The sequence below is a fragment of the Corynebacterium kroppenstedtii genome, from assembly GCF_016894245.1.
GTDB lineage: Bacteria > Actinomycetota > Actinomycetes > Mycobacteriales > Mycobacteriaceae > Corynebacterium.
On the sequence record NZ_CP069792.1, the window covers coordinates 2,268,744 to 2,281,246 of the forward strand.

Genomic DNA, 12,503 nt, shown 5'->3' on the forward strand with positions numbered 1-12,503 from the left:
CGTGGTCAATTTAGCGATGGGGGTCGAGGAGAACAGAATCTAGCTCCCCGTGCCTCGAGCACACCGCAGTCCATCCATCTGGACGGACTTGAACCACCATTCGTCTGCCACACAACTGACAAAATCGTGGCGCTTCGAGCCCCGCCCTCATGGACGGTGAGTAGTAAGGAGTTTCGCCGGTACTGAGTTCAGTTCCGGTAAAGGGATCGTAAAGAGGATCGTCGCCAGCGATGATGGCGTCCGCCAATTCGGTAGAGGCGATTCTACGAGGCCGACGACGAACGGGCTTCTTCTTCGGTACTCCCCCGCGAGCAGTGGTTACTTCCGACATTGCGCCACCCTAGACAGTCGCGTTAAGAGCTTTAATCGGCAAGTGCAGCCGGTTAAGCATATCGACATCGGTTTCCTGGGGGCGGCCCAACGTCGTCAAGTAGTTACCAACGATGATCGCGTTAATGCCACCGAGGAGACCTTTTTCTGCGCCCAGGTCACCCAAGGTGAGCTCGCGTCCACCGGCGAAACGCAGGATGGTCTTCGGCAACGCCAAGCGGAAGGCACCGATAGTCTTGAGTGCTTCATTAGATTCCATGACTGGGCGATTGGCAAAGGGGGTGCCGGGGCGAGGATCAAGGAAATTCATGGGGACTTCGTCGGGGCGAAGCTCAGCCAACTGGGCCGCGAACTCTGCACGTTGCTCGACGCTCTCCCCCATTCCGACGATGCCGCCACAGCACACTTCCATGCCTGCGTCACGAACCATCTCGCAGGTTTCGCGGCGCTTCTCCCAAGAGTGAGTTGTTACCACGTGGGGGAAGTAGCTCTTCGCGGTTTCCAGGTTGTGGTTGTAACGGTGAACCCCTGCCTTCGCCAAACGTTCCACTTGCTCTTTAGTAAGAATGCCAATGGAGGCAGCAACTTCGATGTCGACTTCTGCTTTAATCGCGGCGATGGCTTCTTCAAGCTGGCTCATCAGGCGTTCGTCGGGCCCTTTGACGGCAGCAACGATACAAAACTCCGTCGCACCCGTCTTTGCTGTTTGTTTAGCAGCTTCCACGAGGGCCGGGATATCGAGCCATGCCGACCGGACGGGCGATTCGAAGAGCCCCGACTGTGCACAAAAGTGACAATCTTCCGGACATCCGCCCGTTTTCAGGGAAATGATTCCTTCTGCCTCGACCGCATCACCACACCAGCGCAGACGAACTTCGTGCGCTAGAGCAAGGAGTTCGTCGATACGATCGTCAGAAATTGTCATCGCCCGAACGATTTCTGATTGAGAAAGCCCTTCGCCACGCTCAAGGACCTTTTCGCGAGCCAGGTCCAAAATATCTTGTTCGGCCGCGACTGTATCACTGCTGGTAGCCGACCGGCTTGTCGTGGTCTGTTGCGTCGTGTTCTCCGACATAATGCTGTACCTCCATAACCGTGGTGATTCTCCGGATAATCACCATCGTTGAGTTCAAGGTTATTCCATTCCTGAACACTGTTCAATGAGAAACAGCAAGGGGGTGATTTCTAGTCAGAGCAGACTTTCCACTGCCCCTCTTCTTTGGTGAACAGCATCGTCCCTGTCGAGGTCGCACCATTGAAAGTAGTGTTCACAGAGGCGGTAGCCCGGTCGCCGTCGACTTTGATGTTGGAGATGTTATTAAATTTCGGAATCGACCCAGCTAAGTTCATCTTGTCAATCGACTCATTAGGCAGAGAATTGATGTTCTGGTCGGAGAACACTTCCGGATGAGCAGCAATCCGATCCTTGCATGTATAGGCTTTCGTGCTTTCGTAATACTGGCGCACGGTTCCGGAGGTGTCCCCATAGTGGCCGAGAGCATCCTTAATGCTCTCGACGTCGTCTTCACTACCGGGCTTTCCATTAATTGGCTTGGGCCCGCTTGACGGGGTTTCGTTCGAATCTGGAACGGTGGGAATATCCGCACCGAGTTTCTCACCGGTAGAATGCTGATCCCCCGCAGCATTATCTGATTGTGTTGCGGGAGGCTGTGCTACTCCAGTCGATGATGGGGGCTTCGCAGAAGATCTACTCGACGATGCCTGAGCTGCAGAAGAACTCTCTTCATCATCCGACGATGATCCGTGTGAACAGGCGGCTAATGCACCACATAGCGATGCAGTCATGAGAAGGGCCCCCCAACGACGTACCTGCGCGCGAGACTGTCCCCTTTTTTCGCCTTGATCCGCAGCCTGTACCTCATCTACTTCTGACAAAACTACATCTGGCACGACACATAGCTCCTTTACCACTAAGATACCGCGGTCATTCTACCTTTTCCGCTATCAATATCCGCATATTCCCCAAAGCTTCCAGGGTTCTCACAGAGTTTTGACACCTTCGTGCGACACGTCCACTGGCGACTAAAGCTAGTCGACGTTGGGCGCCCCGGGCGATGATTACCGTCTTTGCCAAGAACTACGCTATCTTGCTCGAAACGCGGTCCGCGAACGGTTTATCTTTGAAAGCATGCAGCTCACAACGACGGCGATCATCAAGAGTGCCCTAGAAATTCTGCACGACTACGGATTAGGAGACCTCACGATTCGGCGGCTCGCCCGTACCTTAGATGTCGCACCAGCTGCACTGTACTGGCATTTTCCCAACAAACAGGCCCTTCTCGGTGGCGTAGCTGACGAGCTCCTTTCCCCTCTGAATGACCTTAAAGAGCGGCTTCTGGAAAACGTCGATGAGGATGAAGACTCTGTCAATCAGGAGGAATCTAACCGGCACAAAGGATCGCACGATTCCGAGTTACTAACATTCTCCGGGAAAGCACCGGCGATGGCGTCGCACCCATGTCTTCCTCAGTGGTATCGGCATGCATATGTATTCTGCGCCGCCTTTTACCGGCAATGTATCTGTTGTCGTGATGCTGCAGACCTCATATCTGCAGCGCTACCAGCGGGAATGGTATCCAACGACCCTATTGTCGCACTATCGCAGATCTTAGGCTCTTCTCTACCTCCTGATGGGAAGGGTTTAATCCACGATGGCTCAACAACACTCATCTCCTTCGTCCTTGGTCTTGCTATCCGAGAGCAGACGGCGGCGGAGGCGTCGAAAATTGTTGCTTCCTCAGTTTTTACTACCGACGAAACCCACGGAGGAAACAATGCCGCATCCTCCCCTACAGATGACGACGCTTCTTCCCCTGCATCAGGCCATCCTCGTGCACCTGAGTGGGACGGTCTTCTAACGCATAACACCGGGAATATTGACGCGTGGAGAGCAGCGGTGAGCACGAGCGCAGACGCAGGGCTACGAATCATTCTCGACGGCATAGCCCTATCTCACGCGGGGAAATCATAGTTTGTCCGCCCTCACCGCTAAAATTAACGCCATGACAAATACACAGGAGCAGGCTTCTGAGAAGACCGTCAATAGTGACCACGAGGCCCCAACGAAATCCGGCCTACCAACTTCTCCAGCCACAGATGACGCCACAGCCAACGATGGATCGTCGGCGGCATCCTCCGATACCGTCCCTGACCCCATCGTCTGGCCGGGAAACTCATATCCTCTGGGCTCGACATACGATGGCTCGGGAACGAACTTTGCTCTGTTCTCAGAGGTCGCCGATAGGGTAGAACTCTGCCTGATTGACAGTGATGGCGCCGAGACCCGCATTGATATGCGCGAGGTCGACGCCCACATTTGGCACTGCTATCTACCAGGAATTATCCCGGGACAACGCTACGGCTACCGCGTTCATGGCCCATGGAATCCGAATCAGGGTCTTCGCTGCGACCCGTCGAAAATACTGCTCGACCCCTACGCAAAGGCGTTCGATGGAACATTCGACGGTGACCCTTCCCTGTTCAGCTATAACATCGATAATCCCGACGAACGCAATACTGACGACAGCTTGGGCCACACCATGCTGTCTGTCGTCATCAACCCCTACTTCGACTGGGGCTCTGACCGTCTACCACGGCACCCGATGAACAAGACCGTTGTCTACGAAGCTCACGTCAAGGGCATGACCATGACGCACCCTGACGTGCCAGAGAATCATCGGGGTACCTATGCGGGTCTCGCCCACCCTTCGATCGTCAAGTACCTCAAAGACCTTGGTGTAACGGCTATCGAGCTCATGCCAATCCACCAGTTTTATCAGGACGATCGGCTTCATGAACTCGGTCTCAGCAACTACTGGGGGTACAACACCTTCGGATTCTTGGCGCCGCACCAAGATTACGCAGCTGCCAAGAAACCCGGCGCAGCTGTTTCTGAGTTCAAGAACATGGTGCGGACTTTCCACGACAATGACATCGAAGTCATCCTCGACGTCGTCTATAACCACACGGCTGAAGGCAACCATATGGGCCCCACGCTGAGCTTCCGTGGCATTGACAATGCGGCCTATTATCGCTTGGTCGACGATGACCGCCAGCACTATATGGATTACACCGGTACAGGAAATAGTCTGAATGTTCGGCATCCCCACACACTGCAATTGATTATGGATTCATTGCGGTATTGGGTGACCGAAATGCATATCGACGGGTTCCGCTTCGACCTTGCGTCAACCCTGGCCCGCGAACTTCATGATGTCGATCGGTTGTCAGCATTCTTCGATCTTGTGCAACAAGATCCCATTGTCAGCCAGGTTAAGCTCATCGCCGAGCCTTGGGATGTGGGCGAAGGTGGCTACCAGGTCGGAAACTTCCCCGCCATCTGGTCAGAATGGAACGGAATGTACCGGGATACTGTCCGAGACTTCTGGCGCGGCGAGCCTGCAACATTGGGTGAGTTTGCTTCACGTTTGACGGGATCGTCGGATCTCTACGCCGCTAATGATCGACGTCCTACCGCGTCGATTAACTTCGTGACCGCGCATGATGGATTCACCCTTCATGACCTTGTCAGCTATAACGACAAACACAACGAGGCTAATAAGGAAGATAACCGCGACGGAGAATCTCACAACCGCTCGTGGAATTGTGGCGTGGAAGGCCCCACGGAGGATCCCGAGATTATCCAATTGCGAGGCCGGCAAATCCGGAACTTCCTAACGACACTGTTGCTCAGCCAGGGGACGCCCATGATCTGCCACGGCGATGAGATGGGTCGTACGCAAAATGGCAACAACAACGTCTACTGCCAAGATTCGGAATTATCGTGGGTGGATTGGTCCCAGGCAACAGACAATAAAGATCTGATTGACTTCACCCGACGCTTGATCGAGCTGCGCAATGATCATCCCGTGTTCCGTCGCCGCAGGTTCCTTGCCGGTGGCCCACTGGGGTACGACGTGCAAGACCGAGATATCGCGTGGATGACACCTGCCGGAACCCTCATGACAACGGCCGACTGGGACCACGACTTCGGACGCTCTCTCATGGTGCACCTCGGAGGAGAAGCAATCGCTGAACCAGACGAGCAGGGGCAAAAAATCTTCGATGATTCATTCATCTTGTGTTTCAATGCGCACCACGAGCGCATAGATTTCACTCTTCCGAAAGACGATGCAGTGAAGGCATCGCGAGATCCCGAAGACACGGATCCTTCATGTCTCTGGAGCGTCGTCGTTGATACGTCGCTGCCCACTGGATTCTCTGAAGATGATCCAGATGTCTACCAGCCCGAATCAACCGTTCCCGTTGAGAGCCGATCTGTTGTCGTGCTATGCCGGCGACGCCGTCATTCGGCATAAGTCGACCTGTCATCGCTCAGCCTAAAACTGGTTAAAGTGGAGTGCACCATGACGAATTCCGACACTGACATTTCTTCCCCGGGAAATGGGATCCCAGCTGACGCCGATTTTTCACAAATTCACGCTGACGATGAGACAAAGCCCACTGAATATATTGCCGCAATCCCAATCCTCGGGGGCACGGCATATATCAGTGAAAGCGGAGTAACTATCTCACGAACTCCCGCTGCACAGATTTATCTAGCCCCGGAAACGAAGATTGATCGGGATTCAATTCGTGGTTGGTCACGAATTGACCCCACACCCCTTGAACCAGGATTTATCGATCTATTCCTAGATGCAACTCCTCCGACATCGCGGGGACGCTCGCAGTTCGCACCCAACGTTCTCCGATTTTCACCGGCGCATTCCGTCAACACATCGTCGATTGATTTCGCGAATGAAGCCCTGACTGCAATGCAGGCTGGGGACTTAGATAATTTACGTCGCATAGCCCGCGCCGTTTCTCATCAAACGAGTTCTCAGTCATCATCCGGCAGCGCATATGGCAAAGATGCAGATAACAACAATGCAACTGACAAAAGCGCAGGCGACAACCAAGCGCAATCCACTGAGAAGAAACAAGACGATAGCGTTTCCTCGACGGACGACGATGCCCCGCAAAGTGGTTTTCCACAGACTGTCAATGGAGCACTAGAGTCTTATCCGCCCTCGTTTATTGCTTTTGACGTGGAAACAGCGAACGAAGCCAATGGTTCAATATGCCAATTTGGCATCGTCGTCTATCACGAGGGAAAAGAAACTGAATCGCACACGTGGCTGTGCCAACCACCTTCAGCGTGGCCAGATTTCACGCCTGCAACCACCGCAATCCATGGGATTAACGCTGACACAGTCACTGATGAGCCCTCGTGTCATGACCGGCTGGAGCAACTTGGAGCACTACTCAGAAAAGAAAATCTCCCCATTGTCGCCCACAATGCCAAGTTCGATATGGTCGCCCTCCGGGACGCGGCTCGGATAGAGAAAGTCGATATTCCGCACATTACTTTCGCCTGCACCTATCTCCTTGCGCGCGCGCTTCGCCCTGGGCTCCCTAATTACAAATTGACGACAGTGGCTCAATCAGCAGGTTCAGACGCATTTCATCACCACGACGCCTTGGCGGATGCCCGCGCGTGTGGGGAAATCATGCTGAGCTTGTGCGGAATGTCCCCCCACGACGCTAAGACACCATCAGGCGTCCAATCGATGGCGGACGTCGTCGAATCAGCTGGGTACACGTTCGGAACAGTACACGACAATTCGCTATCACTTTTCCGGAAACCGCGGCGATCTCGACCAGATCACCAGCAGTCATCACGAAATGCACAAACGCGGGGAAACCATGGTCCTACCAACTGGGAGTCCGTTGCCACTCCCCGCGACATCCCTGAGACGAATACCCACGCCGATCCCAACGGGCCGCTATTTGGCAAAAACGTTACGCTGACTGGGGAGTTCTCTCCCCTGGATAAAGGACAACTGTGGCAAGCGATAGCGCAGGCGGGCGGGACCGTCGGCAAGAATGTGACAAAGAAGACTACTCTCCTTGTCTGCGGGGAATGGAATGGGAAGACATCAAAACAGAAACGCGCTGAAGAACTTCAGGACAAAGGGCAAACGATCGAGATCTGGAATCAAGGCCAGCTTCTCGATGCACTAGACCTCAATTAAGCATCAAAACCTGATTCGTCGTGTAAACTCCGCGGGCATCAGGCATAGCCCTATGGCTTTTAAGGTTCTCCAGGTCCACGCTTGAGGCGCGGAGCGGCCAATGACCGGAACCTCAAAATCTAGACCTCCAACGGGATAGACCGACCCAGATAGTATGGATTACACCCCATACAACTCAGTGAGGTTTGTCACAACATTTTCTCGTCCTTTACGATGCCCGAATAGGGCAATAATGTGCCCGTTTAGTTGCGGTTAAGTACAAATAGACATCACTGCACGTAAACGACCTGACACTCGTCATAAACTCCGGGTCTCCCGCTATTCCACTGCCATAATCTGCGCACGCGACGATGAAAACTCACCAGAAATGATCGCAATTTTTTGTCCGATCGGTGTTCATTCAGACATTTTCGGGCTACCATAGAGCGCGACAGATGATCTCCCATAAATAGCGGAGAACGTCTACACGACATCGACGTTGCCCATGGTGGCAACATAGAAGGAGTTGTAATGAACCAGGAGCAGGCCACTCGCATGACTGAGGCCAGGGGCTTCATCGCTGCCCTTGACCAATCCGGCGGATCCACCCCGAAGGCGCTCCGCGCTTATGGCATCCAAGATGACGAATATTCTTCTGATGCCGAGATGTTTGATCTTGTCCACGCTATGCGTAGCCGTCTGATTACCTCTCCATCCTTCACTTCCGAGAAGGTACTCGCAGCCATCCTGTTCGAGATGACGATGGACCGCGATATTGAAGGCATTCCTACCGCCCAATACCTCTGGGAAAAGAAGGGTATCGTTCCGCTTCTCAAGATCGATAAGGGTCTGGCCGACGAAGAAAACGACGTTCAGGTCATGAAGCCCATGCCTGAACTCGATAAACTCCTCGACCGCGGCGTCGAGAAGGGTATCTTCGGCACCAAGGAGCGTTCGGTTATTAACGCTGCTAACGCTGAGGGCATCCAGGCTGTTGTTGACCAGCAGTTCGAAGTTGGTAAGCAGGTCCTGGCCAAGGGCATGGTTCCGATCCTTGAGCCCGAGGTCACCATCTCCATCGACGACAAGAAGGAAGCTGAAGAGCTTCTAAAGGCTGCCCTTCTGAAGGGTCTGGATGACATTCCTGAGGGCCAGCAGGTCATGATTAAGGTCTCCATCCCAACTGTCGATAACTTTTACGAAGACCTCATCAACCACCCGAAGGTTATGCGCGTCGTGGCCCTCTCCGGTGGTTACGAGCGCGACGACGCCAACGAGCGCCTTTCCCGCAACAAGGGCCTCATTGCATCGTTCTCTCGCGCTCTCCTCGAAGGACTGACCGCTGATCAGTCGCAAGAAGAGTTCGACAACACTTTGGCTACCACTATTGATGGTATTTACAAGGCTTCGATCGCAGGCTAATAGCGAGCGACAAAAACACTGGGGCTAACCCAAACCCTTTCGTGATGGAATTCCGGGTGGCAGTAAAACTGTCACCCGGTTTTCTCTACGTTGCAGTGCCACATAGTGCGGAAGCGTCACCTAGTAGTGTCCCTCGCCACACAATGAGACCACCGGGAACCATGAGGCAGTCACATCGTCAATAAGGAGCATGACACCTCATCAGACACATGCTTCGCTCCTTTCCTCCCCGCCTGTTTTACCGGTCGGTGTAGACAACACACGCTCGAACACCGGCACGCTAAGCAGCTCACCGAGTGAAGCCCCCATGCGGAGTTATCAACTCGAACTCCAACTATTGACCCAGGTCTCGCACTACCGTGACGCGCTCGTTCACCTCGGCGCAGGTCTTGTAGCCCGGCTCATTGATAAACACGGGAGACCCGTCGATCGCGATAGTCTCACTTGCCCAGCGAACCACGCGTGGGGTAGCGCGGCAGATAATTTCCTGGAGTTCTTCTCTACAGAACAAGGCGTGCGAGTTCACTATTGCTCTCTTAACGCCACTATTCGAGGTGCAACAGGGTGGGAACTTCGCACACCACCCCAGCCCCCGCTGGATAGTCGTGACGATTCTTCGTTGCATCCGATGGCATCGGCCCTTTCTCCGATGCAGAGACCTCTGACATGTCCGCGGTCGAATGAAGAACAGATAACACCCAACGCTCACACTTGGCTTAGCCACCCTATCCTCATAAAAGTCCTCCGAGACTATCTCTACGAACAATGGTCTCGTCCCATGGTGATCGGATGCACCAATAACGGAAACCTCATCGCCGTGCCCATTAACGACACACTTTCTCTTCTCCGTGCCCATCAATGGTTAAACCGCCATTGGCCGGATAGTTCGTTTGAAGTCTTCCGGCAACTGTGGGTGATCGACAATCATTTTCCCGAGCCCTGGGTCTTTCCTGAAAAGCAAGTACAGTGGGATTCTGGATCTAGCTGTAGCCATACAGAGCCCACTTTGGACACATCAATCCGCGCACGTGACAACGCTCTGTCGTGTCACATGCCCCACATGAAGACACCACCTAGCAGCTTTTACGGTGTCAGAGGAAGCTAAATCCGTGGACACCAACCACCTCCACGGAATGATGAGGAAAGAGGTAGACCATGCCACGCCGTTCACTCTCAGCCACATACCGGCTGCAATTGCGCGGCCCGGATGCAGATCCGCACGGGCGGTCTTTCACATTTGCCGACGCCAAAGCCATCGTGCCGTACCTTAACGAACTGGGCGTCTCTCATCTCTACCTCTCCCCTATCCTGACCGCTCCATCGTCGTCGAACCACAATTACGACGTCATTGATCCCACCGAAGTGAATCCCGCCCTGGGAGGACGTGAAGGATTCGAGGAATTAGCCCAAGCAGCACATGAGGAAGGATTGGGAATCATCATTGACATCGTTCCCAATCACTTGGGTATCGATGTGCCTAAAGACAATCCATGGTGGTGGGACGTTCTCACCTACGGGGAAGAATCACGATTCAATTCCTATTTCGACATCGATTGGTCCCCCGGCAACGGGGCCGATGGGAAGCTAGGCATCCCGGTTCTCGGCAGCCCCGATGACGTCAATGCCATCACTATCGTCCCTGTCGACGAGGACAACGCGCCCGCATCTGTAGAAGGAAGCGGCGAACCCTGCCGATTCCTCCTTGACTACTACGGCAATTACTTTCCAGTTCGCCCCGGTACAGAGGGCGACGACCCCCTCGACGTCCTTTCAAAGCAGCGCTACGCCCTCCGGTATTGGCGCGATGGAATCATTGGCTACCGTCGGTTCTTCTCCGTGAACGGCCTTGCGGGGATCCGGCAAGAAGACCCCGTTGTATTCGAACACACACACCGGGTACTGCGGGAACTCATCGCGGCTGGCTTTATCGACGGGGTCCGCGTCGACCACCCTGACGGTCTAGCTGATCCATTCGGCTATTTGTCACGTCTCCGTAACTTGGTGGGTGACCATCGTTTACTCCTGATCGAAAAGATCCTCGGCAACTCCGAGCCTTTAGATCCGCGACTCGATGTTGACGGGACCACCGGCTACGACGCACTTCGTGAACTGGACGGCATCTTTATCAACCGTGCTGCCGAGAAGAGTCTAGGTGCTATCGCACACGAACGGTCTCAATCGACCTGGGATTCCGACAGCTATGAGTCCGCGATCGTCGCTCTTAAACGCGATGTCGCAACGAATGAGTTAGCTGCGGAGGTACGACGACTGGCACGCGCTATCCGACATGACAACTGGTCAACTATCGGCAAAGATGTCACCGATGAGGAACTGACATTGACAGTCACCGACGTCATAGCCCATATGCCGGTTTATCGTGCCGATTACTTGTCACTCTCGCGATTAACCTCCACGGTCATCCGGAAGATGGCTCACGATAACCCCGAGCGGAGCGGGGCTCTTGACCTCATGACAGCAGGTCTCATGAGCTATGGGGAAGCCTGGACGCGATTTGCCCAAGTTTGTGGTGCGGTCATGGCGAAGGGAGTTGAGGATACCGCCTTTTATCGTGCCTGTCGCCTAATCGCTCTTCAAGAGGTAGGGGGTTCGCCTGGTCTTTTCGGCGTTTCAGCGGCTGAATTCCATCTTCTTCAGTCCGAGCGAGCAAATCTATGGCCACGGGCGATGACGACGCTGACAACCCACGATACGAAACGTGGTGAAGATACCCGAGCGCGAATTATCGAACTCACCGAGATTCCCGATGCCTACCGGGAATTCTTGAGCGGATTAGACACCCGGGCTCCTGCTCCAGACCCGGCTACATCATTGTTCTTGATTCAGAACATTATCGGTGTGTGGCCGTCGTCGGGCCGAATCGACTCACAGCTCATCGATCGACTTCATGAATACGCTACGAAGGCTGTACGGGAAGCCGGCTTGCACACCGAGTGGACAGACATCAACGAGGAATTCGAAACGTCCATCCACGGATGGATTGACTCCCTGTTTACAGAAGAGACAGCAGGGTTCATTACGAACTTTGTGCAAAAGATAGCTTCAGCTGGGCATATCGTTAGTTTGTCACGGAAACTACTTCAGCTCCTCGCCCCGGGGATACCTGATATTTATCAAGGCACCGAGTTTCCCGAGGACAGTTTGGTCGATCCCGATAATCGTCGTTTTGTCGACTACCACTTACGACGGGCCGCATTGGCAGAAATCCGCGATGCTGTAGGGCTAGGCGCTCATGTGTCATCACCAGAAGGCCCTAGCATCGACGATATTCCCCTACTACCTGATTCCCAGGCTCGCAAGATTGCGGTAACGGCGGTGGCACTAGCGGTTCGCCGCGAACGCCCGTATAGCTTTATCGGGGCTTCCTACGTCCCCGTTTTTGCACAGGGCCCGGCAGCTCATCATGCTATAGGTTTTGCACGAGGTAGCCGCCATACCGACGTTGACGTCGTTGTTCTGGCCACGCGAAAGCCGCTCGAACTCGAACGCTGTGGCGGATGGAGAGACACGACGCTATCCCTTCCCGCTGGACGGTGGACCGACCGGTTTACGGGTGAACGATACAGTGCCGACATTGCCCTTGCGGACCTCTTCCGCCAGCATCCATACACGGTTCTTGTTCGTGACACGCCATCATTGCCCGATCAATCCCCCCGCTAAGTTCTAACCAACTGGTGTACTGTCCTTAACGACTCAACG

Annotated in this window: 8 protein-coding genes; 5 read left to right on the forward strand and 3 right to left on the reverse strand. The window is 54.2% G+C overall.

Annotated features, from left to right (window positions below; all coding sequences use genetic code 11):
- Positions 1-10 precede the first annotated feature (10 nt).
- The 3 genes from I6J23_RS09725 to I6J23_RS09735 all read right to left on the reverse strand — a co-directional run bounded on the left by I6J23_RS09725 (position 11) and on the right by I6J23_RS09735 (position 2,241).
- The gene (locus I6J23_RS09725; protein ID WP_239454909.1) at positions 11-331 is read right to left on the reverse strand and encodes a hypothetical protein; all 321 of its coding nucleotides are present in this window, start codon (positions 329-331) and stop codon (positions 11-13) included.
- 9 nt (positions 332-340) lie between these two features.
- Complete coding sequence (gene bioB / locus I6J23_RS09730; RefSeq protein ID WP_204581890.1) at positions 341-1,405, reverse strand: biotin synthase BioB; 1,065 nt, start codon at positions 1,403-1,405, stop codon at positions 341-343.
- 110 nt (positions 1,406-1,515) lie between these two features.
- Positions 1,516-2,241: a hypothetical protein gene (locus tag I6J23_RS09735; protein ID WP_204581891.1), complete on the reverse strand. Its 726-nt coding sequence runs from the start codon at positions 2,239-2,241 to the stop codon at positions 1,516-1,518.
- A gap of 238 nt (positions 2,242-2,479) precedes the next feature.
- Between I6J23_RS09735 and I6J23_RS10830 the strand changes: the two genes are divergently transcribed.
- The 5 genes from I6J23_RS10830 to treY all read left to right on the forward strand — a co-directional run bounded on the left by I6J23_RS10830 (position 2,480) and on the right by treY (position 12,464).
- On the forward strand, positions 2,480-3,322 hold the full coding sequence (locus I6J23_RS10830; protein ID WP_204581892.1) for a TetR/AcrR family transcriptional regulator: 843 nt from the start codon (positions 2,480-2,482) through the stop codon (positions 3,320-3,322).
- Positions 3,323-3,353: 31 nt separating this feature from the next.
- Positions 3,354-5,669, forward strand: a complete 2,316-nt coding sequence (gene glgX, locus I6J23_RS09745; RefSeq protein ID WP_239454910.1) for a glycogen debranching protein GlgX — start codon at positions 3,354-3,356, stop codon at positions 5,667-5,669.
- 48 nt (positions 5,670-5,717) lie between these two features.
- Positions 5,718-7,385 (forward strand): exonuclease domain-containing protein, encoded by a 1,668-nt coding sequence (locus tag I6J23_RS09750; protein WP_204581893.1) that lies wholly within the window; start codon positions 5,718-5,720, stop codon positions 7,383-7,385.
- Positions 7,386-7,895: 510 nt separating this feature from the next.
- Entirely contained in the window at positions 7,896-8,786 is an 891-nt protein-coding gene (locus tag I6J23_RS09755) for a fructose bisphosphate aldolase (RefSeq protein ID WP_204581894.1), read from the forward strand.
- Positions 8,787-9,941: 1,155 nt separating this feature from the next.
- A complete protein-coding gene (gene treY / locus I6J23_RS09760) occupies positions 9,942-12,464 on the forward strand; it encodes a malto-oligosyltrehalose synthase (protein ID WP_204581895.1) in 2,523 nt (840 codons plus the stop codon).
- Positions 12,465-12,503 lie beyond the last annotated feature (39 nt).

Excerpts from the sequence above, each read along its gene's own strand:
- I6J23_RS09725 (WP_239454909.1), bottom strand. The coding sequence starts at position 331 with ATGTCGGAAGTAACCACTGCTCGCGGGGGAGTACCGAAGAAGAAGCCC.
- glgX (WP_239454910.1), top strand. The coding sequence starts at position 3,354 with ATGACAAATACACAGGAGCAGGCTTCTGAGAAGACCGTCAATAGTGAC.
- I6J23_RS09755 (WP_204581894.1), top strand. The coding sequence starts at position 7,896 with ATGAACCAGGAGCAGGCCACTCGCATGACTGAGGCCAGGGGCTTCATC.
- I6J23_RS09750 (WP_204581893.1), top strand. The coding sequence starts at position 5,718 with ATGACGAATTCCGACACTGACATTTCTTCCCCGGGAAATGGGATCCCA.
- I6J23_RS10830 (WP_204581892.1), top strand. The coding sequence starts at position 2,480 with ATGCAGCTCACAACGACGGCGATCATCAAGAGTGCCCTAGAAATTCTG.
- bioB (WP_204581890.1), bottom strand. The coding sequence starts at position 1,405 with ATGTCGGAGAACACGACGCAACAGACCACGACAAGCCGGTCGGCTACC.
- treY (WP_204581895.1), top strand. The coding sequence starts at position 9,942 with ATGCCACGCCGTTCACTCTCAGCCACATACCGGCTGCAATTGCGCGGC.